General features: G+C 69.4%; 33 protein-coding genes. 17 read left to right on the forward strand and 16 right to left on the reverse strand.

Annotated elements, in window-relative coordinates; all coding sequences use genetic code 11:
• The 3 genes from ABZX37_RS26850 to ABZX37_RS26860 form a co-directional block, all read right to left on the reverse strand.
• The coding region (locus ABZX37_RS26850; protein ID WP_354744000.1) for a hypothetical protein at positions 1-215 on the reverse strand (215 nt) is incomplete at its 3' end.
• Between the two features lie 322 nt (positions 216-537).
• Complete coding sequence (locus tag ABZX37_RS26855) at positions 538-1,287, reverse strand: M50 family metallopeptidase (RefSeq protein WP_354744002.1); 750 nt, start codon at positions 1,285-1,287, stop codon at positions 538-540.
• Entirely contained in the window at positions 1,284-1,586 is a 303-nt protein-coding gene (locus tag ABZX37_RS26860) for a hypothetical protein (RefSeq protein WP_354744003.1), read from the reverse strand. Before ABZX37_RS26860 ends, ABZX37_RS26855 begins: the two co-directional genes overlap by 4 nt.
• A gap of 366 nt (positions 1,587-1,952) precedes the next feature.
• Here ABZX37_RS26860 and ABZX37_RS26865 point away from each other — a divergent pair, with 366 nt between their 5' ends.
• From ABZX37_RS26865 to ABZX37_RS26880, 4 genes are all read left to right on the forward strand, one after another.
• Positions 1,953-2,456: a hypothetical protein gene (locus ABZX37_RS26865; RefSeq protein ID WP_354744005.1), complete on the forward strand. Its 504-nt coding sequence runs from the start codon at positions 1,953-1,955 to the stop codon at positions 2,454-2,456.
• Positions 2,453-3,487: a hypothetical protein gene (locus ABZX37_RS26870; protein ID WP_354744007.1), complete on the forward strand. Its 1,035-nt coding sequence runs from the start codon at positions 2,453-2,455 to the stop codon at positions 3,485-3,487. Before ABZX37_RS26865 ends, ABZX37_RS26870 begins: the two co-directional genes overlap by 4 nt.
• Before the next feature lie 104 nt (positions 3,488-3,591).
• Complete coding sequence (locus tag ABZX37_RS26875) at positions 3,592-3,759, forward strand: hypothetical protein (RefSeq protein WP_354744009.1); 168 nt, start codon at positions 3,592-3,594, stop codon at positions 3,757-3,759.
• Positions 3,760-3,950: 191 nt separating this feature from the next.
• A complete protein-coding gene (locus ABZX37_RS26880) occupies positions 3,951-4,277 on the forward strand; it encodes a hypothetical protein (protein WP_354744011.1) in 327 nt (108 codons plus the stop codon).
• 228 nt (positions 4,278-4,505) lie between these two features.
• Here ABZX37_RS26880 and ABZX37_RS26885 read toward each other — a convergent pair whose 3' ends face one another.
• Positions 4,506-5,042: a hypothetical protein gene (locus ABZX37_RS26885; protein ID WP_354744013.1), complete on the reverse strand. Its 537-nt coding sequence runs from the start codon at positions 5,040-5,042 to the stop codon at positions 4,506-4,508.
• A 347-nt stretch (positions 5,043-5,389) separates the two neighbouring features.
• Between ABZX37_RS26885 and ABZX37_RS26890 the strand changes: the two genes are divergently transcribed.
• Positions 5,390-5,677: a hypothetical protein gene (locus tag ABZX37_RS26890; RefSeq protein WP_354744015.1), complete on the forward strand. Its 288-nt coding sequence runs from the start codon at positions 5,390-5,392 to the stop codon at positions 5,675-5,677.
• Positions 5,678-5,850: 173 nt separating this feature from the next.
• Here the strand turns inward: ABZX37_RS26890 and ABZX37_RS26895 are convergent, their stop codons facing one another.
• The 8 genes from ABZX37_RS26895 to ABZX37_RS26930 all read right to left on the reverse strand — a co-directional run bounded on the left by ABZX37_RS26895 (position 5,851) and on the right by ABZX37_RS26930 (position 10,172).
• Complete coding sequence (locus tag ABZX37_RS26895) at positions 5,851-6,363, reverse strand: hypothetical protein (protein WP_354744017.1); 513 nt, start codon at positions 6,361-6,363, stop codon at positions 5,851-5,853.
• Complete coding sequence (locus tag ABZX37_RS26900; protein ID WP_354744019.1) at positions 6,353-6,703, reverse strand: hypothetical protein; 351 nt, start codon at positions 6,701-6,703, stop codon at positions 6,353-6,355. Before ABZX37_RS26900 ends, ABZX37_RS26895 begins: the two co-directional genes overlap by 11 nt.
• Positions 6,693-6,950, reverse strand: a complete 258-nt coding sequence (locus ABZX37_RS26905; protein ID WP_354744021.1) for a hypothetical protein — start codon at positions 6,948-6,950, stop codon at positions 6,693-6,695. Before ABZX37_RS26905 ends, ABZX37_RS26900 begins: the two co-directional genes overlap by 11 nt.
• Positions 6,937-7,326, reverse strand: coding sequence for a hypothetical protein (locus ABZX37_RS26910; protein WP_354744023.1), 390 nt, complete (start codon positions 7,324-7,326; stop codon positions 6,937-6,939). Before ABZX37_RS26910 ends, ABZX37_RS26905 begins: the two co-directional genes overlap by 14 nt.
• Positions 7,327-7,689: 363 nt before the next feature.
• Complete coding sequence (locus ABZX37_RS26915; protein ID WP_354744025.1) at positions 7,690-8,919, reverse strand: helix-turn-helix transcriptional regulator; 1,230 nt, start codon at positions 8,917-8,919, stop codon at positions 7,690-7,692.
• Between the two features lie 243 nt (positions 8,920-9,162).
• Positions 9,163-9,360, reverse strand: coding sequence for a hypothetical protein (locus tag ABZX37_RS26920; RefSeq protein WP_354744027.1), 198 nt, complete (start codon positions 9,358-9,360; stop codon positions 9,163-9,165).
• A 74-nt stretch (positions 9,361-9,434) separates the two neighbouring features.
• Positions 9,435-9,752 carry a hypothetical protein gene (locus ABZX37_RS26925; protein ID WP_354744029.1) on the reverse strand — a complete coding sequence of 106 codons (318 nt, stop codon included), beginning with the start codon at positions 9,750-9,752 and terminating at the stop codon, positions 9,435-9,437.
• Positions 9,753-9,848: 96 nt separating this feature from the next.
• Positions 9,849-10,172 carry a hypothetical protein gene (locus tag ABZX37_RS26930; protein ID WP_354744031.1) on the reverse strand — a complete coding sequence of 108 codons (324 nt, stop codon included), beginning with the start codon at positions 10,170-10,172 and terminating at the stop codon, positions 9,849-9,851.
• A gap of 519 nt (positions 10,173-10,691) precedes the next feature.
• Here ABZX37_RS26930 and ABZX37_RS26935 point away from each other — a divergent pair.
• Positions 10,692-11,081, forward strand: coding sequence for a hypothetical protein (locus ABZX37_RS26935; protein ID WP_354744033.1), 390 nt, complete (start codon positions 10,692-10,694; stop codon positions 11,079-11,081).
• A 274-nt stretch (positions 11,082-11,355) separates the two neighbouring features.
• On the opposite strand, the gene ABZX37_RS26940 is transcribed toward ABZX37_RS26935, so the two are convergent.
• Positions 11,356-12,363 (reverse strand): GNAT family N-acetyltransferase, encoded by a 1,008-nt coding sequence (locus tag ABZX37_RS26940; RefSeq protein ID WP_354744035.1) that lies wholly within the window; start codon positions 12,361-12,363, stop codon positions 11,356-11,358.
• A 766-nt stretch (positions 12,364-13,129) separates the two neighbouring features.
• Here ABZX37_RS26940 and ABZX37_RS26945 point away from each other — a divergent pair.
• Together ABZX37_RS26945 and ABZX37_RS26950 are read left to right on the forward strand one after the other, a co-directional pair.
• Entirely contained in the window at positions 13,130-13,561 is a 432-nt protein-coding gene (locus ABZX37_RS26945) for a hypothetical protein (RefSeq protein WP_354744037.1), read from the forward strand.
• 630 nt (positions 13,562-14,191) lie between these two features.
• Positions 14,192-14,527, forward strand: coding sequence for a hypothetical protein (locus ABZX37_RS26950; protein WP_354744039.1), 336 nt, complete (start codon positions 14,192-14,194; stop codon positions 14,525-14,527).
• 91 nt (positions 14,528-14,618) lie between these two features.
• Here the strand turns inward: ABZX37_RS26950 and ABZX37_RS26955 are convergent, their stop codons facing one another.
• Complete coding sequence (locus ABZX37_RS26955) at positions 14,619-15,149, reverse strand: endonuclease domain-containing protein (protein WP_354744041.1); 531 nt, start codon at positions 15,147-15,149, stop codon at positions 14,619-14,621.
• A 316-nt stretch (positions 15,150-15,465) separates the two neighbouring features.
• Between ABZX37_RS26955 and ABZX37_RS26960 the strand changes: the two genes are divergently transcribed.
• Together ABZX37_RS26960 and ABZX37_RS26965 are read left to right on the forward strand one after the other, a co-directional pair.
• Complete coding sequence (locus ABZX37_RS26960; protein WP_354744043.1) at positions 15,466-16,098, forward strand: hypothetical protein; 633 nt, start codon at positions 15,466-15,468, stop codon at positions 16,096-16,098.
• Positions 16,095-16,382: a hypothetical protein gene (locus tag ABZX37_RS26965; protein ID WP_354744045.1), complete on the forward strand. Its 288-nt coding sequence runs from the start codon at positions 16,095-16,097 to the stop codon at positions 16,380-16,382. Before ABZX37_RS26960 ends, ABZX37_RS26965 begins: the two co-directional genes overlap by 4 nt.
• 83 nt (positions 16,383-16,465) lie before the next feature.
• Here the strand turns inward: ABZX37_RS26965 and ABZX37_RS26970 are convergent, their stop codons facing one another.
• On the reverse strand, positions 16,466-16,795 hold the full coding sequence (locus ABZX37_RS26970) for a hypothetical protein (protein WP_354744047.1): 330 nt from the start codon (positions 16,793-16,795) through the stop codon (positions 16,466-16,468).
• Positions 16,796-17,353: 558 nt separating this feature from the next.
• Between ABZX37_RS26970 and ABZX37_RS26975 the strand changes: the two genes are divergently transcribed.
• From ABZX37_RS26975 to ABZX37_RS27005, 7 genes are all read left to right on the forward strand, one after another.
• Positions 17,354-17,626, forward strand: coding sequence for a hypothetical protein (locus ABZX37_RS26975; protein WP_354744049.1), 273 nt, complete (start codon positions 17,354-17,356; stop codon positions 17,624-17,626).
• Positions 17,627-17,938: 312 nt separating this feature from the next.
• Positions 17,939-18,133: a DUF4314 domain-containing protein gene (locus ABZX37_RS26980; RefSeq protein WP_354744051.1), complete on the forward strand. Its 195-nt coding sequence runs from the start codon at positions 17,939-17,941 to the stop codon at positions 18,131-18,133.
• Between the two features lie 177 nt (positions 18,134-18,310).
• On the forward strand, positions 18,311-18,490 hold the full coding sequence (locus tag ABZX37_RS26985) for a hypothetical protein (protein ID WP_354744053.1): 180 nt from the start codon (positions 18,311-18,313) through the stop codon (positions 18,488-18,490).
• A gap of 534 nt (positions 18,491-19,024) precedes the next feature.
• Positions 19,025-19,288: a hypothetical protein gene (locus ABZX37_RS26990; RefSeq protein ID WP_354744055.1), complete on the forward strand. Its 264-nt coding sequence runs from the start codon at positions 19,025-19,027 to the stop codon at positions 19,286-19,288.
• 655 nt (positions 19,289-19,943) lie between these two features.
• Positions 19,944-20,363 (forward strand): hypothetical protein, encoded by a 420-nt coding sequence (locus ABZX37_RS26995; protein WP_354744057.1) that lies wholly within the window; start codon positions 19,944-19,946, stop codon positions 20,361-20,363.
• Positions 20,364-20,485: 122 nt separating this feature from the next.
• Positions 20,486-20,773: a hypothetical protein gene (locus tag ABZX37_RS27000; RefSeq protein WP_354744059.1), complete on the forward strand. Its 288-nt coding sequence runs from the start codon at positions 20,486-20,488 to the stop codon at positions 20,771-20,773.
• 163 nt (positions 20,774-20,936) lie between these two features.
• On the forward strand, positions 20,937-21,632 hold the full coding sequence (locus ABZX37_RS27005) for an AAA family ATPase (protein WP_354744061.1): 696 nt from the start codon (positions 20,937-20,939) through the stop codon (positions 21,630-21,632).
• Between the two features lie 346 nt (positions 21,633-21,978).
• Here the strand turns inward: ABZX37_RS27005 and ABZX37_RS27010 are convergent, their stop codons facing one another.
• On the reverse strand, positions 21,979-22,545 hold the full coding sequence (locus ABZX37_RS27010; RefSeq protein WP_354744063.1) for a hypothetical protein: 567 nt from the start codon (positions 22,543-22,545) through the stop codon (positions 21,979-21,981).
• Between the last annotated feature and the right edge of the window lie 3 nt (positions 22,546-22,548).

Raw genomic sequence — 22,548 nt, forward strand, 5'->3', positions numbered from 1 at the left:
TTGGTGCCGGGCAGCGTGATCGGTGCATGGCGGACAATCGCGAACTGAGCACTCAGGGCTTGATCGAAGGCGTTTTCGCCGGTCATGCCTTCACCGGCGAGATCGCCGGTCGCGAGTGCGCCGTGCGGACGATCGAGGCGAGCCGCGACGGCGACTGGGTCGTTCGTCGAGGTGTCCGTGACGCCGAACGACGGTTCCGACGACGACGGTGACACCTGCCATTTTCGAGTCGAGCCGCCCCCGCCCGTATTGCGACGTCACGGGAGGACGCGCAGGCGCGCTGCTCAGCGCGTTGAATACGTCGGCAAGACGGTGAGTGCAGCCGGTGGCCCGAAGGCCAGTCGGTGGTCGGAGTGGCGGGGGTCGGGCTGCCCGGGGACGTTGTTCGTGCGCTCGGCCGCGCCGACGCAGCCTGCCCGGGTTGCTTCCGTCTGCGCAACAGCCTCCTGACGTCGCCGACCACTCCGGCGATCTTGGTCGTCGGCGACGTGGGCGGGAGATCCGACGGCGTCGGACCCGAGCGCGACGCCAGAAGCGTTATCCGCTTGGCAAGAGCATCGGCACTGCGGTCCAGATGGCCCAGGTGATCAGCGCAATCCATCCCGCGATCCACACGGCAGCCGGCAGCGGGCTGGCCTCGGCCAGCTTGGACGCGTCATCGGCCTGGTCACGGGAGCCGTGACGAACCCTGTTCGCCACCAACGTCGCAACGCCGCCGAGTTCGCTGGTCAGCAGCAGCCATGTCTCGAGGTAGGCGACGGCATTCTGGAGCCATTCAGGGCCCCGCCACAGTGTCATGCCTGCGATCGCCCCGAGGGCGGCCACGATCCCAAAGGTGAGCCAGTCGCGGGTGACCAGCAGCACCAGCGCCATGACCAGCACGGTCAGCGCGAGCACGGCCGGCGAGAGGCCGCGGTGCAGCAGCGCGGCCGCGCCGAGCCCGGCCAGCGGGGGCACCGCGTACCCGGCGAACGTCGTCGGGATCCGCGACCAACGCGAGGTGCGCCAGGTGCGGGTGAGCCCGCTGTCGGCGCTGGTGATCTCGATCCGGTACACCCCGCCGCGGGTGAGGATGCTCAGCAGCGCGTGCCCGCCCTCGTGGAAAACCGTGCCCAACGCGTTGGCCCGGGTCAGCGGCCGCCACTTCGTCGGACCTGCCAGCATCGGCGCGAAGGTCGCCGCCGACACCAGCGCCGCGATCAATCCGGTGGCCAGCACCAGCGCAATTCCGGGTGTCGCGGTAGCAGTGTTCAAGACGTCGAATATTCCGCCGCCAGTGGTCGTCATCGAGTCGACCCCTCCTCTGAGCCGGACGCGGCATCGTCGCTCTGGCCGTCGTAGCCGGACTGCTCCCGGAAGCGTTTCACGGCGATCCCCCCGCCGAGGTGCGGCTTCTTCGGCGGCCAATGCGGCTTCAGCAGGGCAAAGAGTTCGCCCGGGTTCTTCGTGAGGGCAGTCAGGCATGCGACGACGAACGAACGCATTTGCAGGCCGCGCAGGGCGAGTTCCTTCTGAGCGTCATTCTTCAGGTTCTTCGGGACCCGGACGGTCAGCTTCGGCTCGCTCTGGTCGTGCTTGCTGGGCATGGGTCCATCCTTGCATATGTGGTGGCTGGCCACCAGACTTTCGGGCAGGTAGTGTGGTGGCCAGCCACCACAAATTAGGAGGGCGTAGTGAGCATCGAGGGCATCGGCACGGGCGATGCATGAGACGCGGAAGACGTTGCGGGACAGGCGAGCGCCCGGGACCGTGCGCGTGGAAGCAAGGTGAAGCGCGTGGCGGGGGTCGTCCAGGACGCCTACCGCGTCGCCGCCCTGTGTTCCGGCCGCTGAAGCTGGCGGCGTGAACGGCGCGCTCGCGCCCGCTGCCGTGCAGGGGAGTCGTCCGCGGATCGAGCGCCGGACGTCGGAGGTCATTGACCAGGACACCCGTAGAGAACCGGAGCAACCACCATGGATCGGGACACTGTCGACCACCGCGCCGCGCACGACCGGCCCGCTCGCCTGGCCGGGATGTGGCTGCGGCTGAAGGACGGTGATCTGGTCCGCGCGGACCAGATCACGCGGGTCTGCGTACGCCGCCGGGCGTTCATCTCCGCAAGTTCTCTGCAGGAAGCTGCAGCAGTAAGCGCGAAGACGGTCGAGCGGCGTTCCCGATTCCGGCGCAGCACCCGTGCCCGTCGAGCGGCGATCCGTCCGGATGACCGGGACGTCTGGACCCTCTGCGTCATGGTGACAGGACTGCGCGAAACGGCAGTCGGCGGCGGAACAGCGTTGGAAGATGTCGCGAGCGTCGGCAGCGGTGGGATTGCCCGGTGCCTGCAGCACCAGCTTGTTGCTGTGCTGGCCCGTGTGGACGTCGTCTCCGGCATCATCGCTTGCGACGATGTCACCGCGTCCGTCGCCGTGTCCCAGCCGGAACCTCCGTACGCCAGCAGCGAAGGGCGAAGCCGATGAACAGCAGCACTCACCGCCCGGCCGAGGCCTGTCCCGTCCGGAAGTGGCCGATCACGAACCCGTCCGCTCCGAGGCGTCCGGAGATCCCGGTCGAACAGGTGTCGCGAGACCTTCCGCCGGAGCCGCTGCCGTATCGGCTGTCTTGCAACCGCGTGGTGCCGCTCTCGGTCAAGTTCGTCCTGGCCGCGGCGGTGCTGGCCGTCCCGACTGTGCCCGGGTACGGCGTCAGCGTGCTGATGCACTGGCTAGGCGCCGAAGACTGGACTCCGCAGCTGTCGTCGGCCGCGGTGCGCGTGGTGGCAGCGCTGGTCATGATCGCGCTGCTCACCCGCCCTCTGCGGTGGTGCATCTGGCAGATCCGTGCGGGCCGCGCCCGGAGTGCCTCGCGACGATCCCTTCTGGCGGCGAGGAACGCGCGTGATCAGCGCCGGGCATGGTGCGAGCAGCACCAGCTCGAGCGGGATCAGCTCCCGCGCGGACCGGTCCGGGCGGCAGCCGACCGTCTGGCCGGCGCGGTCGCCGCAGTCGAGTCCTCCCGCGCTTGTCGCGACGGATGGATTGACGACGACCAGGTCCGTGCGCTGCGGGCACGGCAGTGGTCGACGTTGACCCGCGAGCGCGACAGCGTGGCCGTGCGGGCGCAGCTGGCCGAGGCCGCGCGACTCGACGAGCACGATCCCGGACTGGCGGACATCGCGCGCAGCCGCGCCGAGGAGATCGTCGCACTCGACGACGAACTCGCGGCCCTGGTCGAAGAGGCCGAACTGCTGCGGAACCTTGTCCAGGACGTGGACGAGAAGCTCGCCGCGGCCGACGAGAAGCGGGCGCTGCGCGAGCGGGCCGCTGACCTGGCCCGCCGGCTCGGGTCCGCTCCGTTGTCCGCCGAGGACGCCGATGCCTGGCACCGACGGCTGCGCGACCAGGTGCTGGCCGAGAGCGGCCCTGCGGACGACCTGTCCATTCTCGCCGCGCAGCTGCGCGCAATCGCACGGCATCTCGCCCGCGACACGACCGCGGCACAGGTCGAGTGACGGGCCCCGGCGAACGTTTCCCGTTGTGAAGCGGGACCGTCGCGGCCGTGCGCGGAAATAACGTCGTCGCGTTGCCCGCCGAACCCGAGACGAGAGGAAGTTCCATGAGCTATCGGATCCAGGTCGTGCTCGGCGCCGAGGTCCACGAGGTCGGTTTCGTGGGCGGCGCGGACATCCCGAACCCCGACGATCCCGCCGAGGCGGAGATCGTCGCACGGATGGTGCGCGATTGGGCGGACGACTACGGCCGGTCCGAGGACGGCAGTGCATGACGACAGCGAGCTGATCGCCGCAGCATTGAGGAGGCCGCAACGCTGGTCGGCGGCGCGATCGAGGACGTCGGCGACATCACGGTCGACTCCGCGGGATGGAGCGATGCGCTGCCGAGGAGGAGGACGATCCGCCGCTCACGGCAGACCGGTGCTGACAGATGGGAACGCGACCGCACAGAGGAACGCTGCAGGTGCGGCGGCTCCTGCTGGCGATCCTCGACGAGGCCGACCGGCCGGTGTCGACGCCCGCCGTGCTGAAGGCCATGGCCCGGCGCGCCGGCTGCAACCGCCCGGGCACGGAGCCTGCCTGCCCGTTCGACGGGGACAAGCACGACTCGTGCCCGGCGTGGTGCTGGCGCCAGAGGGTGTACCCGCAGCTGCGCGCGCTGGCGAATATCGGGCTGGTGCAGCGCATCCGCGTGCCCGACCGCCGGTGCATGTACTGGAGCCGCGTCGACAACGAGACCGACGCAGCCATGAACCGACTTCTCGGCGCCGATCCGCCTGTCCAGCCGTAGGCATGTCGCCGCCGGCCCAGGGCCGCGGAGGCAGCGGAGTCTCTTGCGCCGCAGCAGGACATGCGTCGACAAGCGCGCTCATCGGGAGCGGAACAAGCGGCTGTCGTCGATCGCGCGGGCGGCCTGAGCGGGCGTGCGGACCTCCATCGCGTGCGGAGCGCACTCGTTGGCCCTGAGCCACAACGCCAAGTTCGCGGGCGCGGGTTCGGCGGGGTGCGCGGTGCCCCATCAGTAGCCGACGGCACGAGCCACGTTCCATACCGTGCAGCGGTACCACGACTCGTCGTCAGCAGCGTCCGGATCGAGCCCGGCGAAGAATCGAGCGAGCGCGCGCCGGGCGAACGCGCCCGGGCCGTGGTCGTGCACCTCCTCGACGCCGGCGACGACGCCGGTGCCGGTTTCCGTGCGCGGGCACCAGGATTCGCCGTTGTGGCTGTCCTCGATCGCGAACGCGTACCGCTCGGCGGGCAGATCGTGCTCCCCGGCGGTGAGCACGGTGTCGGCGGCGGGATCCCATCCAGCTTCGGCGCTGCGGACCAGGATCGGGTCGCCCGCGGCGCAGACCGCGTCCTGCACAGCGTGTCCGGCACGGCGCAGGTCGCGGGCCAGTTGTGCGTCGAGGCCAGCGTCCCGCTGGTGCAACTGCGCGGAAGCCAGCATCAGCAGTGCGTCGCCGCGCGGCAGGGAGAAGGTGATCGGCGGGTCAGTCCGCCCTTCGTGTCTGATGTCGGCATGACGGTGCTCAGTCGCAGGGTTGTCGGTCACGGGCTCCGATGGTCCTCCGATCGGCGCCGCGACGGCCCGCATCCGGTGCAGTCCGCCACGGGCAGGTGACAACGGAGAACCCGATCGTGTGCGACCCGGTTGCGTCGCAGTCCCTTTCCTCTCGGCGGCCGGCCCTAACAGCCGCGTTCGTGGCTGTTACTGTTCCCGCAGCCCCCGTTAGTTGGGGGTGGTTCTGCGTCGTCCGCTGTCGACGCAGAACATGTTCCCCGCACAAGCAGGGTGAGGGCCGCACGCGGACCCCGGGACGGCCGGGGCCGGTGCGCTCACGTCGTCGGCGAACGCGACGGCCGGATCACCATCGCCCAGGCATGCGAGGGAGCGACTCGATGAACCCCGACCGGAACGACAGCGACCCCGGGCCCACCCCGAGCACGGGCGAGAGCTACGGCGCGCAGCTGTGGCGGTTGATGCCCGCGTTGTTTCGACATCTGATCGGCGGCGGAGGCGGCGGGGCCGGCCGGTCGGCGGATGCGCTGCGGCGGTTGTGGTGGGACCTGCGCCACGGCCACGATCGCGCCCGCAGGCGCGCTCGGTTCATCGTCGCCGCATCCTCGGCGATCGCCCTCGCGCCTGCGGTCGCCGTCGGGCTGACGATGTGGCTGCTCGTGTGCTAGTGCCTGATTCTGAACTCGAAAGCCGTTGTGGTGTAACGATTGCGACGTTGTCCGGATTGTTCCTTGGCGGCCCTGGGCAGTGCCGCCGACGGTCTCGAACTCGTAGCCCGGCTTGGTCTCGACGACCCGGTGCAGTGCCGGTGCGCGCCTGCACCCGGGCATCCGCCTGCGACCTAGTCGGCATACGTCACCTCATGCTGCCCTGAGCTGCTTCCGGCACCGGAGGAGGCCACCGCCTGGAGGACGCGGATCACGGCGTCGCGCCCGAGGCCGAACCGTCGAGCGATCACGCCGACGTTCTCGCCTTCGGCTCCCATCGCCCCGATCAGCTCGTCGCGCCGTGCTCGAGCCAACAACGTCAGCGGGTCCCGGGTGCCGCTCAGCTCACCCCAGTGACCTGTGCATTCCCGCAAGCGGGCATCCACGTCCGCGCTGGTCCACGTCTCCGAGCCGGCGGTCGCGCGAGCGGCGATCTTCCGTCTGACGACGCGACCCACGCCGTCGAGGGAAAGGCCGAACTGGTCGGAGAGCGCTTTCCGGCTTGCGCCGCTGGCGGATTCATTCACGATCAGCTCGTCCCGCAGCGCCCGCGCCTGCGCCGTCAGCGGGTCCCGGTCGTTGCTCACCTCCGCCCATCGGCCGATGCACTCCCGCATCCGCGCATGCACGTCCGCGCTAGTCGGCATACGCCGCCCCGCGCGGCTCGGCCGACCGGGGCGCTCCGCACAGCAGCGGCGCCGGGAGTGGTGGCTTCCGGTCCGGGGCGGGCGATGTCGGCTCGGGGCCGCTGGGCCTGCCTGCAGCGAGCCCATCCTGCGCTTTGATGAGGCGTTTCACGGTGTCGATCGCCATGCCGTTTTTCCGGGCGATCCACTGCGGGCTCCGCCCCTGGGCATGCCACAGTCCGATCAGCTTGTTCCGCCGAGCCCGCGCCAGCATCGTCAGCTCGTCCCGATCCCCGCTGACCTGGGGCCAGCGACCCCAGCACTCTTTGATCCGGGCGTCCACCTCGGCGTCAGTCGGCATGTGCGGCCCCGGTCCCCGAGGACAGCGCCGCCCGCGTCTTCAAGACTCGGGTCACGCCCTCGCGCCCGAGGCCGACCCTCCGGCTGATCTCGCCCACGCCTACGCCTTGGTTCGACATCTGCACGATCCGCTGGTCCCGCACCTCGCGCGCCAGCACCGTCACCGGGTCCTTGCTGTGGCAGACCTGCGACCATCGACCGAAGCACTCCTTGATCCGAGCCTCGATCTGCTCGCTAGTCGGCGGCATACGCTGTCCTGCGGCTCTCGTGGGCCTGGCCGACGATCCGGGACGACACAGCCGGCGAGGACGGGGTGGCATCCGTCCGTGCCGCCGGCTGTGTCTCCCAGGAAGGCCCGGCTGCTTCCGGCGTCGTGGTGATCGGCGGCAGGCCGTCGGTGATCATCGCCCATTCCCCGACGATGCGCCGCACCGCGTGGGCCGAGAGCCCGAAATGATCGGCGATCTCCTTCGTGCCCTTGTTGTCGGCCGTCATCTGCGCGATCTGCCGGTCCCGCCGCTCCCGCGCCAGCATGGTCAACTCGTCCCGGGTGCCGCCTACCGCCGCCCAGCGGCCTTTGCACTCCGCGATCCGGGCATCCACCTGCGCGCTAGTGGGCGACATGCGCAGCCGCCTCGAAAGCGGGCGTGGTGCGATTTCCGGGCTCTGGGGCGAAGCATCCCCTCGGGCAAATTCGGACATCGCCGACCGGGTAGCCGCCAGGCCAGAATATGAGGGGTTCCAATTCGTAGCGGTAATGGCGGTCCGGATAGGAACCGGCCTCGGAGTGCCGCGGCTGCGGCCAATCCCACCCGCGTATTTCGAACCTGGGGTACGCGTGAATAGTGCGGTCCCAGCGACAGAACCGCACCGCGTAGTCCTCGTGCGTGAACCACTCGGGCGGCAAGGCTTTCAGTTCGCCGCAGGTCTGTCCGCTTCCACGCGCAGTCACTTGATGAACTCTAGAAGCGTCCGCGTGCTAAAGGTTTACTGGTTGTAAACCAACCCGAAACGGTTGCGCAGGCTGTTCAGCTCCCACGTCCGTCGAGGTGCACGGCTGTCCAGCGTCGAGACCAGCTCCCGCAGCACGGGGTCTTGCCTGACTCTGCTGGGCGCAGCGCGATCAGCAGCGTCGAGCATCCGCACTGCGTCCAGGTCGCGCGGCCCTCCCTCCAGCGCGAGCGCTCGAGCCGAATCGGCGTTGAGCATGGCGACACGGTCGGCGGAGGCCAGGTCGGCGACGTTGATGGTCGGGGCGACGGCGTCGGCCACGGCCGCGCCTTCTTTCAGCTCGACACCGAGCACGGAGATGCGCCAGACGCCGAGATTCGCGGGCCCGAAGTGCTGGGCGAGAGCGTTGCGCTCTCCCGTCCAGGTGGCCAGCTCATCGGCCGCCTGCAAGTGGTCGTGCGCGGCGGAGGCGTCGCCGCCGCGCGCAGCGTTGAGGGCGGCGGTGAGGTGGAGCAGCCCCACACCCTCAGCGATCCGGGTGTCGCTGTTGCTGGGGTCGGCGAGGTCGACCGTCTCTGCGAGGGCCCGCTCAAGCTCTCGTCCCGCTCGACGCACAGCCCCTACTCGCTGGAACGCCTGCCCTCGGCGTTGCGCGGCAAAGGCGAGCAGCGCAGGGTCTCCCGACTTCAGGGCAGCCTCGTAGCCGCGCCCGGCCGCCGTGAGCGCCAAGTCCGGATGACCGACGTTCTTGGTGACGCCGAACGCCACGATGCACCCCTCGACGAGCAGGCCCATCGCTTCGCGTCTGGTGTCGCTGTCACCGGTCACGGCATGAATGTGGAGGTCGGTCAGGAGACGTCCCAACCCGAGGCCCGCCAAGTCGTAGCGTGCTTTGTCCATGTAATTGGCATGCGCGATGCGCAATGGCTCGCGGAGCGCAGCGAGCGGACGCGCGGGAAGGTCCGGGACGTCGTCGAGCGTGCAGTCAGCAAGCGCCAATTGCACGTCGGGAACCGTGCGGAGAGCGTCAGCGACGTGCCTGTGCATGGGAGCATAGGGCTCGCCGGTGAGGTCGAGCACCGAGCAGCCCAAGGCGTGGGCCAGCCGATCCAACAAACCTCGGGAATCGACCCGACGCTTTCCGTTCTCGATCAGCGAGATATAGCCCTTGGTCAACCCGGCCAGGCCGGCGACCGTCTCTTGTTTCATCCCGCGACGTCGCCGAATGGCCTTGACTGCCTGCCCGATCTCGTTGCCGTCGCTCATCTCGACTCCCTCGCACGTCCCGGCCCCGGCACCCACCGCCCGCAGCGCAAAACCGGCCTCGTCGGCGTCGCTCCCGGCGAGCTTGCCTGCTAGGGCCTGCGGCGGACCACTCCGCCGGACGATCGGTGTCCTCGGCCTACATGCTCGCCAGACTATGACCCGCCCCTGACGCAAGGCCCGGCCGACCGCATCGGACACACCGAAAAACCATCGTTGCGAGCCCGGTGCCGCGGACGCCGTTGCTCAGAGAATGTCCTCGGGATGCTCCAGCAAGTGGCCGATCCGGTCGATGATCCAGTTCGCGGCGCTGTCGCCGTCCATGTCGCCGAACGTCCCGCCGGAGCGTTCGTTGTGAATATGCGCGATCAGGAGGCCCGCAGTCGCCGAGTCCAACTCCGGAGCCTCGACGGCCTCGCCGAGGCCCTTATCGATGCTGGTCATGCCAACGAGCTTGCCAGACAGCGCCGACATCCCCGGCTGCATGCCGCCGCCCGACCCGGTTCGGAAACAGGTGCTTAGCCGTGTGCGCGGCCGGCATCGGTCTCCGTCGCATTCGTTGGCTCGTTGCCCAGCGGCCGGCCGGAGAACGTGTCGCCCATGAGCGTCAGGCTGTGTTTGGTGCGGGCGAGGAATGTGGCAGCGCGTTCGAGCAGGTCGCGAGCGTCGTTCTCGGGCATCGCGGCAGGCACCAGCAGTTCGTTGTCATCGCCGCGCACGAATCCGTACCTGCACAGGATGTCGGCGACATCGGATTCGAGACGCCCGTTGATCAGGAAGCCGCGCTCGGGGTGACGGACAAGAATGAGGTGATCGGAAGGATCGGTTTCGTCCATGAGACGTGCCTTTCGTCGGGTGCGGGTCGCGCAGCGGGCTCGCGTTCGGGGCGAGCGGCGACCCGGACAGGCGCCAGCGCGATCCGGCCGCGTTGGTCATCCGGGTTGTGCCCGCGCAACGGAGAGCGTGCCGTGCATGCCGTACTTGTCGTCGACTTCGTAGTAGCAGCCTCGGCACACGGGGCCCTCGCATCCGATCGATCCCTTGCCCGTGGCGTAGCAGCACGGGGTCAGCGGGACGAGGTATTCGCTGCCGTCGGCCCGGTAGATCGGCCGGCCCGGTTCGCCGAGAGGGATCAGCAGGTCGTCGTCGGCGTCGACGCCCACGACCCGGTCGGCGAATGCCGCGGGTGCCTGGACCTGCCGGCCGTCGGCCAGGGCGATGCCCACCGTGTCGGCAGGAGGCGTGCGCCCGGTCATGGCCGGTTGGGCCCGGACGCCGTCGGCGTTGTCGTACGGGGCCGGATGTTCGGGTGGTCGTTCATCGTCTGTCCCTTCGGGGATGGTCCGGAAAGCGCGGGCCGCTCGGGCAATCCCGTGCTCGTGCGGCGCTCCGGTCGGAAAAGCGGTGTCAGAGCGCGGGTGTTTCGCCGCCCCATCGTCTCCGGCACTGGCATGCGGCGGACACTGTCTCTGTTGGCAAGTCGTTCGGCGAGTGTTTCCCGATGTTCGCGGATGCGGCGTCCGGTCGGGCTTGTGCGGCAAGCTCTCGGTCATTCGCGGCAGCGGCGCTAAGACGACCGCGGGCCGTGCCGTACTCATGCGAGACACGGAATCCTTGCCGGTGTACGGAATTCGGTCGCCGCCTGGCGACCGTCGCGCATCGTGCGCGAAGCCTCGGTCGTCCTCGGCAGGCAGAGACGTTCAAGTCCGGCGCCTGCCCGGGAGACCCGTCGCACCGGCTGTGCCCGCACGGCTGAAACAGAACGAGGGAGCAGGATGGCGGACGCATTCCCGTACCGGCTGGGGCAGGCCGTGGCTGCCGTGGTCGCCGATACTCGCAAGGCTGAGTTGTTCAACGCCACCGTCGTCGATATCGGGCCGCGGGACCCGGACGGCGGCCGGATGGTGCGCGTCAGATTGGTCGGGCCGGACCGGCGGCAGCAGTCGTACTACGTCCGGGGCGATGCCAGCGCCGCGCACCTGAGTCCGTGCGTGCTGCGCCCGACCCTCGACGACGACGGGTTGGTGACGGACGAGCGCTACGCCGCGAGCTGCGACGGCACCGGGGACGCCCCGTGGGTGCTGAGGTTCGAAGGCGAGATCATCGCCGAGACGGCCACCGAAGCCGAATGCTGGTGGGAAGGGATCATCCACAGCCAACGGTGATCGATCGGCCAGACCGACGTCGCGCGCTGGTTCGCACTGCAGGTCGGCCCGCAGCAGGGGACGCGACCGAAACGGCGGCCGACGCCCCGCCTGAGCCGCCGTTCCCCGGACGTGCGGCCTGCGCTGGGTCGGCGGCTCAGAATTCCACGGTGGCCACCGCGTCCACGAACCCATCGCGTGCGGGCGAGAGGTTCTGTCTTCGGTCGGCCGTCGTCCAAACAGCCACGCCCGGCACCTGCCTCTCGCTCCGCAGCTTTCGCCGGCAGCGCCCGGTTCAGCCGCTCTGCCGCAGCCGGGGTGGGCGGCCGACGGGCCACCCGTCGTCCGCGTCCGAGGGGCCGGTGCACGTCCAGTTCGCGCCCGCACGGGACAGCGTCGCCAGCCGGCGGCGGACGAATTGCAGTTGCGCGCTGCGCGACGAGAACGCCCGCGACCCGCGATGCCGGCCCGTCACGGTCTTGCCGTCCGCGTCGGTGTGCTCCTGCACGACCTCCCAGTCGCGCCGGTGCGGGTTGCGCTCGTTGGCGACAGAAACGGTGTACGTGTCCCCGAGGCGCTCGCCGGTGTAGACGGTCGGCTCGAACCGACCGTCCAGTGTCTGGCCGAGTCCGGGGTCCGGGCACGCGGCCAGGAACGCGGCACCGGCCGCTGTGTAGGGCTCCTCGACGCTGGTGATCGGGAACAGCGAGCGTGCTTCGGCGAGCAGGCGCCGGGCGATCCCGCGGCGCTGCCAGGCGGTCGCGGTCCAGATGTGGCCCACCGACTCGTACGCGCCGTCCTCGTCGCGGTCGTAGACCACCACGAACCCGGCCAGCCGGCCGTCGTAGGACCACTGGTCGTCTTCTCCTCCGACGGCTGCCTCAGGAGCCAGCATCACCAGCCACACGCCCGCATCGCCGGGCGGGAAGTCCCATCCGCACGCGCGCTTGTACGCCATGCCCGCGCGGTCCAGAGCGCTGCCGCGCCACGTTCCGGCCGGGCCCTCGACGGTGTTGGCGTCGAGCCGGACGTCGCCGAAGCCGTACGCGTCGTTGTCGCAGTCGATCCCGGACACGGCGAGGTCCCAGTCGTCGTCGCAGCGCGGAGCCTGCCAGGAGACGGGCGGGCCGATCTGCGCAACGGTCGCGAATTCCGCCTTGTCGACCAGGTGCCGGAACTCCGACAGCACCTCGGGCAGGGACGCGGACGCCTCGGCGTTGACCGCATTCGAGGGCACGAGGGCCGCCAGCGCCCGGTACGCCTCCTCGACGTCCGGCAGCCGCGGGAACTCGTAGTCGGCCATCAGATTCCCCCGTTTCGTTCGCGCCGGCGGCGACGTCCGCTCGCCCGGTCGAGCCGGGGCACCGAACGCGTCCCGACGCTACCCGCTACCGCCGGCACGCATGATCGCCGAGGTCCTCGCCGGTGCAGACAGCGGACAGGCCCGGTGCGTCCGGAACGCCGCACGTCCGCGTCGGCCGGTCGCGTGCACCTGCCGATCCTGCTCTCCGGAAACACCGTCGCCCGGTGTTGGAGACAGCGACGCGTTCCACAGCCTGCCTTCCCCGGGAGATAGTCGGTGGCGTGGTCCGTCGCCCGGGCGCGTTCGCAACACAGGCCCGTGCGCCGCCGTGGAGCGCCGCCCGGCTCGCATGGAGGAAGAGGAGCCCGACGATGGGATGGGCCTTCACGAACGACGAATGCCGTCGCGAGAGGACCTGCAACTGCGGTTTTTGCAAGTGGTCGGACGGCGGTCGCGACTGCTGCGAGTACGCGGATTGACGGGACAAGGCGGAAGGACATTGCCCGCGATTCGGCTACCCCGTGTGCAAGCGTCACGCACATGCCAACTGCCATGACCATGCCGAGGGCGAGGAGTGCACCACGATCAAGGCACGGGCGTAGAGCCCGCCGTCCCGATCGTCGTGCCTCCCACCGCGACGGGAGACGGGATCTCGTCGTCGGAGCGAAGGAGAAGTCGCGGCCGAGACATTCCGCAGGTGGCGCTCGACCCTGCCGAGCGCAGTACGTCCCGGCGAACCGCATGCCGCCTGAAGGAGGGCGCTTCCATGAACGACGACACGGGCACCACCCACACCGGCGATGTCGTGACCTTGTGGGTCAACGGGCAGGACTCGCGCGAAGGCGCGGCGACTCTGACCCTGGTCACCGACACGATCGACGGCCACATCGCGCATGTCGTCTCGGTCGACGAACGCGCTACCGAGTACTACGGCATCGCGCAGCCCGTCAGCGTCGTCGGCAGTCTCGTGCGCAGCGGGGGACGATGGTCGCCCACCGCCTTCCACGACCGTGCGCACCTTTTCGACGACGAAGAGCCGGTCTACTACCTGCCGGACGCGCGCAGCCGTGTGCACGGGGTTCGGGTGCTGCTGCGTTGGTGGTGGGTCGTCGCACGCCGGACCCGGGAAGGCGCCGATCCGCGCCTGCTGGACCCGTTCCAATTGTCGGCTTCGGATCGCCGATTCCTGCTGGGCTGACCGTTTCACCCGCCAGGTCGGCCGAGCAGGGGAAGGCACTGCCTCGAAGGCGTTCATCGAGACAGGCCAGGCGAAGGACTGCAGCGTCACGGTCGTGGACGCTGCGCCCGACGACCTCCCGGAGGTGCGAGACCCGGCAACCCTGACGAGGTTCTCCAGCCGCTTCAAGAAACTGCCGTCGCTGCGGCAGACGATCGTCCCTGGCAGCAAACTCATCGGGAAACCGGAAGCAACGGGTAGGCGGATCCCGGCCAGGGAAGTCCTCCGGATCGGCTTCATCGCCTCAAGCCCACCCGGACGACATCAGAAACATGGGCCGAAGGCATCCGCGACCGCCGCAGCGCGAACCTCCGAGTCCGGTCAGACGACGTCGACGAGGAGCTGTCGCGCCTGGCTTCGGGCCGAAGCGACGGCCGCGACAACGCGCGTCCCGCTCCCGGGATCACCGCCGGCGGCGGATTGCGGAGGAGATCGGCGCATCGAATTGCTCAGATCCTGTGCACGCATCGTCGAGACGCTTGCGAGGGCTGCGGTTGGCGTGTCGTCGACGCAGCGTCCGCCCCTCGCGCCAATGGAGACCGACTGACCAGGACGCGTCCGGCGAACGCGCACCGCGAATGGAGGAAGGACATGCCAGGCAACGGTCGGGACGACCTCGCCGACGGCTGCAGCCTGATAGTGACGGCCGACCTGGAACACGGTCGCCACCGTCCGACCTGGACTGTCGACGTCACCAGCGTCGCCGACGACACGGTGGTCGGCGAGAACGAGTTCGGCGACTCGGTCGTGCTCGACCTCGCCGCGGGCGGCGTTGTCCTCTGGATAGCCGGAGGAGCCCTGCGCGGACGGATCGAGGATTGGCGCCCGTGCCGGCCGGAGGAACCGGCTGCCGCCGAGATCCGGCGCAGGATGGAGGAACGGACGTACTGGCGTGCCCGCACCGCCCGGGAATCGCCGTGGCCGTAGCGCGGCCGGTCGACGCATCCCGCAGCCAGACGTGGAATCCCGAGCCGAAACCGAGCGTCCTGCGCTCTTGGATTCGCCTGGCCGTGGTTGTTCAGGCGCGGGGTGTCCACGAGCGAGCCGGAACAAGCGGGTCGATTCCCAGGTACTCGATGCGGGCGCGGTCGTGTTCGCGGACCCGGGCCGCGCGCGGGTGGCGCAGCCGAAGGGGCAAGGCCGGCGGTGCGTTGAAGTAGCTGGCCCAAGGACGGTCGTCCAGGCGCGGGCAGGTGTCGACCCGGGCGTTGCACTCCCAACAAAGCAGCCCGCGGCACAGCCCGGTGAAGTGGTCGTGGTCGACCACGACGCCGATGGTCCGTCGGCAGGCGTGGCACAGGGACCCGGCGTGGTCGATCAACTGCCGCCGGATCCGGCTGAGGCGGGAGGTGCCGTTGTGGTGCGGCCAGACGTTGCGTCCTCCCACGAACGAGCACCGCCGCGCCGGCGGAACGGTGCTGGAGTCGACCGGGTCGCCGAGCAGGCCCACAGCCCACGCGACCCGCTGTTCGGCCCCCGGACGTCGCTGCTGCTCGTCGGTCGCTGTTTTCGGGGCGAACACGCAGTAGGTCGGTCCGCCGGGTCTCACGCTAGCGGCTGGCGATGCATCCAGGCCACCGTCGGCACCGGGGTTGGCCCGCGCTGCCGTCTCTCCGGAGCAGAACGCGGACGGCGGACGTGCTGGCTGGATTCCTCCGTGCCTCGACCGGAAACACCGGATCAGGGATCGGAAACAGCAAGTCGCTGTCGCGGTCCGGCCCCGGGGCGGACAGTCGGTTTCGCCTCGGCCGCAGTGCTTGTCGCGCCGCTGGATCTGGCCGGCCGCTCTGGCGGACCGAACGAAGCCGACGACGCCGCGCGTCCCGCCGGGTTGGTCGGCACTCGCATCGCCGGAAGGTTCCCCAATGACGCGTTCCTATGTGGACATCAGCATTGCCGTCGGTCGCCCGGTCGACACGCGCGCGCTCTTGCGCGAGTGCCGGAGACTGCTGGGCACTCCGGACGAGGCGCCCCCGATCACGTACCGGTCGAGGTTGCCATCCGGGCACGGGTTCCTCTCCAATCCCTTGTTCTGGGATTTTCCCGCGAGCCTGACGATCGAGTACGGGATCGACGGCCCGATGGCGGAGATCCCGTCCGACGACGCCAGCGAGGCGGACTTGCTCCTCATCGCCGAGAACCCGGTTCGCAACGGGTGGGCTGCGGCCGATGTGCAGCTCCAGCCGTTCGTAGGCTGGCCTGAGATCTCACCGGTGGGCGCGACCGACCAGGACCTCGGTGCGTGGCTCGTCCGCGAGCTGGGCCGATGGCTGGATCGCGGCGGGCTGCCGTGGCAATGGGAAGTCAACGGTGCCAGCGTCTACGTTCCCTACACCAGCGGCACCTCGAACGTGGCGGCGCTGGGCGACGCCGATGCCGGGGCAGTGACCCCCGAGACGATCAGGCTGGTCAACGAACGCTATCTGGCCGAGTGGCTGCGCGGCTGGCGCGGGCCGAGCCCGGCGCAAGGGGAATTGCTGCAGGGGTGGCGATCGTGACCCAAGGCAGGGATCCCGCAGCTCCGCTGTCCGCGTTCCGCAGCATGGCGCCCGGTGACACGTTCACCTATCGCGGCGGCGAATACACCTTCCACGGCCACTCCGGCGGAACGAGCGGAATGGTCGTGGCGTTGGCGCTCGGCGGTCCCGTGGACAGTCTCGTGATCGAGGACAAGCTCGGGCAGGTCCTGGTCGAGTACAAAGGCCAGAAGTGCCTCTATGAGATCCAGGCGGAAAAGTTCGGACGCTTCGACTTTGTCGCCGTGTGGCAAGGGGAAGACTGACACCTGCGGGCGCGACACCGATCGACTGCGGCGCGCCGCTCCGCTGCGCGGGCATGTCTGCCGGCGCGGCGCGTTGTGACGGGCTACCGCAGCGTGCCGCCATCGACTGGTCCGCCGATTGGTCCGTGTTGGCTGTCGATGGCCTCGGTGACGGCGAGGCGGAAAACCTGTCCGACGGTGGTGCGGATGACGATCGCGGGAGGTTCTCCCGGCACGACGTCGATGCCGTTCCCGTCGATTTCGCTGGCCCACCAGTTGTCAACGGGATAGCGCCCGGCGAGTACGTTCGCGACGATCGCAGCGAAGATTTCGGGGCTCTTGGACTGGAACCGGTACGGCGAAGCGCTCGAGCCGGCACCAGCGTCGCGATCGTGCGCGTCGCCGACGTGGCTGAAACCGTCCGTGTCTCGCAAGCTGCGTGTTCCCTGTCTTGTGTGGCGCTGGCTGGCATGGAGGTGCCTGCGCAGCGTATCCGGACCGGTCGCGGACGGCAGGCCCGCGTCAGCCCACTGCGAGTCGTCGCCGTGAAGGCGAGGGAGACGGGCCGCTGCGGCATCTTGCGCCGTGCCGAGTCCTACCCCCGCATCCGGCTGTTCATGTCGTGGCGGTTGGCATCGCGGAATTCGCCTCCGGGCAGGCTGCGCGGGCCACTGCCCAACGCGAGCCTGCCCAGACCTGTTCGCCGGTGATGCCGCTGGAACCCCGTGTGCAACGACCGCCTGCGGGGAAGGAAACGTCGGCCAGGGGATTGGAAACAGCAACAGCGGTTCATGCGGAGGTTCTCACAGGGATAGTCGGCTGGACGTCTGGATGGCGGCGCGACAGTGACCGCGGTGCCGGTTCGGCGCGCATTGCGCGCTTGGATCCCTCATCCGGCGCCGGAAGGCCGAGCCTGAGGAAGCGGAGCGCGGCCGTGCTGCGCCACCCGTCTGCAGACTCCGGCCGCTTCGACTGCGAAGGAGAACACAACGGTGATCTCAACATGGGCCGAGTTGTCGGCCGACCGGCAGCGCACTGTCCAGAAGTATCTGGACGACACGGCCATCGGCAAGGAGATCGCTTCCCGCGCGGAAGGCGATCTCGACTTCGCGCTGTGGCTCATCGCGGTCGAACGCGCCTGCCAGAGGCAGTTCGGAGTGTCGTTCACCGACCTGGCCGACTACAACTGGCGCGAGTGCCACGCCGACGAGATGAGCCCTCAGGGCGCGCTCATGGAAGCAGTAAAGGACGAGGGACTGGTGTGAACGGCGCTCCGCGCGATTGAGTACGCGCTGGCATGGGCAGTTCGCCCGTCGCTGTTGTGTGGGCGTGAACCTCTGTCGGGAGTCGCGGTCATTGCCTGCGGTGGCCTGAACCCGTTGGCGTTGTACAGCCGATCGGCGAGCAGCGCCGCCCGCGTTTGCCTCGGCAACACCGGCTCCGTGCGGGAACGGCCCGCGGGAACGGCCGGAGCCTCTGCTGTCGGTCCTTGCCGAAGACGGCCGACGGCGGGAAGTCCCAAGGCGAATCCGGAGAGTCCCGCATGGGCTCACGCGACGAGAAAGGCTGATCGGAACGTGTACGAGTTCGAGAGAGGCCAGCGCGTAAAGCTGGTGTGCGTCAACGACGAGCACACGGACCTGAAGCCCGGCGCGAAAGGCAGCGTCCTGTTTGTCGACGCGGTCGGCACGCTCCACATCTCCTGGGACTCCGGTTCCAGTCTGGGCATCGTGCCGGAAGCCGGCGACCGGGTCATCGCCATCGACGAGTAAGGCCGCAGACGAACATCCGGAGTCCCGCTGCGGAACAACCACGATGATACCCGCCGGCTGCAGGTCGAGATCCCGCATCGGGACCCCACGGTCAGGCGAGGCGGGCGAAGCGCGGCGAGATTCGACGAGAAAGCCTTGGCAGACATGGAAACATGCCCCGCTACGCTGTCCACCGCGGTGGCTGAGCTGCAGAACGAAGGACCCGACCCGTTGGCACTGCTGCGAGGAGGACCGCCGGTAACGGTCGTCGAGTATCGCGCGTGGGCCGGAGAGGACCACATGCTGACGGTGACGTGCCTGACGCCGTTCGGGATCCGGGGCGAGAGCGGCGACGCCACGCGCCCATGGACCGCGTGAATCTGGCCTTTCCACAAGGACGGGACGCGCCACATCTGCCACAGGTGGTGTGACCGCCGGTACCGAACGGCTGGCGAGGCCGCGCGGGCGCTCGAAGCGGAGTACCTCCGTCGCTACCGCCCCGACACCGACTGAGGGTGCCCTTGACAGGCACGGCCAGTCGCCGAGGCCGCAGTGTCGCGGAGGACCGGACGGAATGACGAACGGCCGCAAGAGCCGACGCGGATAGCCCGCGGGCGCGTCGCGGTCGGCACCGCGTGGGGCAGCAGCCGCCGGGATCGAGGGCGCGGCAGTCGGCGAATCGGCGTTCTGCCACGACCTTCGCCGTTCCCGGAACGTCCGGCACGCCATGCAGTCGGAGCGGTGCAGAGGCGAGACGTTGCGCGCGCTCGGTTGAGCGTCAAGGTCCGCTTCGTTCCGGTGGGAACAGCGGCGCAGTCAGCCCGCGACGTCTGGTTGGCGCGGTTCCCGAAAGATCGCGTGGCGACGCCGTGACCGCGCCGTCAGAAGGGAAGAACGAGAAGGGAAAGCACCGTGGAACCGAAGTTCCGGGAACTCGGCACGTTGGAACTCACGCCGGGCATGCGCGTCGCCATCGGCTCCGCCCGGCGCATCACGCGCACCGTGGGACAGGTGACTGACAGCGGTTGCCGCACCGCGCGCGGACTCGTGATCTATTGCGTTCGCTACGACGGGCCTGTGCCGAACGACGGCTGGAGCGACGGAAACTCGGGGACAGCCGAGACGCGCTGGACCGTGTTCGAGGACAGCATTCCGGCTGCCGACACCAGATTCTGACCTTCGAGGGGCCGCGGACAGGCACAGATGTTCGCGGCCGCGGGGAACGTCAGCCCCTCGGCGAGCCCGCGCTCCGTCGCCACGTCGGTCTCCAACACGCAGAGATTCTTTGCCACTGGGGCGGTCTCACCCTGCCAGACGCAATGCCCGGAGCTGTCGCAGCAGATTCTTGGTCGCGATCGCCGGTCCCGCCGGTCGCGAAATGCCGTCTTGCCGGAACCTCACCGGCCCAGGAGCGTCGCGCGGCGGCCGAGGATAAAACACGCGCCGGATCGACACTGGCACCTGGCCGTGCAAAAGGAAACGCGAACGGCGTGCTTGGAAACAGCACAGCGCCTGCTGTCGCGGATCCATGCGAAATAGTGAGAGGCGCCTGAGCTCGTGCCGAAAAGCGCGTGAGCGTACTCGCCGGCTGCCGGGATGGGTTCGATCCGGCAGAAGGACTCGACCAGAAGCTCCGAGCCTGATGCTGTGGGGCTCTGAGGACGACATGCTCACCGGCTCAGCCGTGCGCATGTCTGCGGCGATCGCTGTATCGGCTTTGGGACGCAGCACTTGAGGCATCGCGAAGCGAATTGCGCACACACGTTTTCCGGATTCCGCGCGCTGATGACGCGCGCCCAGGTTTGGCACCAACGAACGAGAGGGACAACACGTGAAGACTCTGACGAAGATCGGCAAGGAACGGTCGAAGCGGACCATGGCAGCGGCGGCTCTCACCGGGGCGCTCGCGATCAGCGCCCTTGCCCTGGACGTGTCCACGGCCTCCGCCAGTTCCATCGAGGAGACAGCGGGTCCGGCGGCGACGTCCGCCGCCGCTTCGGCACGCGCGGAGAGCGTGACGATGTGGATTTGGATGAACGGTGCACGGCTGCGCAGCGCACCGACCACCTCCCGCAACAACGTCATCGACTCCGCGAACGCCGGCAACGGATTCCAAGCCGACTGCTGGACCCAGGAAAACTTCTCCCACGAAGGCTTCATCTGGTTCCACGGCACGATCTGGGGAGGGCGTACCGGCTATATGCGAACCGACATGTTCCCGTCGCCCGACGGCCCGTCCCGGCGCTGCTGAGACAGAACGCGGTCCTCCGCGCGCGACGTGCGGAGGACCGCGTTCTCCGGAAAGGAAAACATGCCCACCGGCCGCGGACGGTCGTCGCGACGGCACGGTCATCGGGAAGAAGGACAGGCAGCATGACGGGCGACCAGCAGACGGACGCGGCGGGCATCGTTGCGGAATTTCCCCGCGACTGGGCGGAAACGGGAAGGGAGTGGTACATCGGGGCGTACGAAGCGTGGGCCGATGCGGCGGAGAGCGCGGGCGCGGAGTTCGACGAGTCGGTGTACGAGTACTTCCCTTTCCTGCACGGTGAATTCGACCCGGATACGACGGCCGCTGCGGTGCGAGTGGGCGAAACGTGGTATGCACTCGTTCTCGAGGGCGACATCGTGCGCCTCGTGCCCGCGGACGCCTGCACGTAGCTACGCGTGCGAAGATTCGGCTGAGCACGCTTCTCCCCTGACCTCGTGCCGACCTCGCGGCCGCGCCGGGCCTCGGTTCGAGCGCTGTCGGGCGAGCACGACGCGCCGCCGGCACGGCGGATGCTGGCCGCAGGCGCTCTGGGAACATGGAGTTCGTGAGCCCATGCGAGGACGACGATCGCCTGCCCGGGCCTCGGGCGTCGACAGCAGAGTCCACGAGCTCCGCCTCCGCACGGTCAACGACGGCGACCTGGCCCTGGGCCGGGACTTTCCCCGTCCGCCTGAGGACTTCGCGTCGAACTCCCGGACCTGCGGCATGAGCGGGGCCATCGGGCACGAGGACACCGTGCTGCTGGTGTTGCGCGGTCCTTCGGCCTCGGGCAAGACAACGGTGGCCGAAGCCTTGCGCGCGTCATACGGTCGCGGCCTGGCCCTGGTGCAGCAGGATCTGCTCCGGCGCCAGGTGCTGCGCGAGCGGGACCTGCCCGGAGCCTCGAACATCGGGCTCATCGACCAGACCGCCCGCTTCGCCCTCGACGCCGGATACCACGTGGTCGTCGAGGGAATCCTGCGATCCGACCACTACGGGACCATGCTTCGCCGCCTCGTCGACGACCATCGCGGCCGCACCGTCGTCGTCTACCTCGACGTGTCGTTCGAGGAGACTCGCGTCCGTCACGCGGGCCGCCCGCAGGCCCGCGAGTTCACCGACGAGGACATGCGCGGCTGGTATCGCCCCGACGACCGCCTCAACCTCCCGGGCGAACACGTCGTCCACGCCAGCGCCCCGGCCGCGGACACGCTCCGTCTGCTCCTGCGATGCCTGGCCGCGTCCGGACGCCACCATCCGCGCGAGTGACCGCCGAGCCGGACGCTCGCCGAACTGCCGTCGGCTGCGGACAGCTCGCCGCGGCGAAAGAGACATCCCGAGAACTGCGCGCCCGTCGTGCCGGGGAAACCGCTCGATCCGGGCACAGGGACGGCCACGGCGTCACACAGCACGATCGCGGAGGAAACTCCGGACGCGGTCGCAATTCGGCAGCTTCCGCTCCGCCGCACACGGCATCGAAAGCCGGGGTGCGCAGCTCGCCGCACCGCGGACCCTCGCCCGGCCGGTCACGCCCGCAGGCCGGAACTTCTGGTCGGTGCCAGTGCCGGCAGCGAACCGGATCACCGCAGGCAGCTGGCTCCGGCGGGCAACGAGGTCAGGGGAGGCTGTCGACGTCGACGGTGGCGACGACGTCCAGCTTCAAGGCGAAGGACGCGCTGCCGCCGAAGAACGTTTCCAGGTGCGCGAGATGGTTCAGGATCCCGGGAACGCCGGCGGCGATCGCCTCGTACGCGGCGGTTTCGTCCGGGATCCCGCCGGCTTGGCCTCGCCGGATGCTGCCGCACAAGTCGGCCCAGCGTTCGGCCGCCGCCGCGAGCGGATAGACGGCGGCGAGCAGCGCAGGCAGACCGACCTGGGTGTCCGGCCCGGGCGGGGCAGCTTCGGCGGCGGGCAGGCCCCAGCCGCCGGCCAGCATCCCGAGCCGGATGGCCGGCGCGCAGTGCGCCAGCCGGGCCAGCCGCAGATCCAGCGGCTCCTCCGGCCACGGCGGTGCGGACGTGTGCACGAGCGCGGACGCGGTCGAGAGATCCCAGGCGATGTCGGCCTCGATCGGCGCGGGTCGCCAGAGCCCGGTCCGCAGCTGGCGCTCAGCTGTCGTCAGCCACTGGTCGGCGACCTCGTGCCGTGCGTTGTAGTCGATCGCTGCATGTTTGTCGCGCACTGG

The sequence above is a fragment of the Amycolatopsis sp. NPDC004079 genome, from assembly GCF_040610415.1.
In the GTDB taxonomy this organism is placed as follows: Bacteria; Actinomycetota; Actinomycetes; order Mycobacteriales; family Pseudonocardiaceae; genus Amycolatopsis; species Amycolatopsis halotolerans.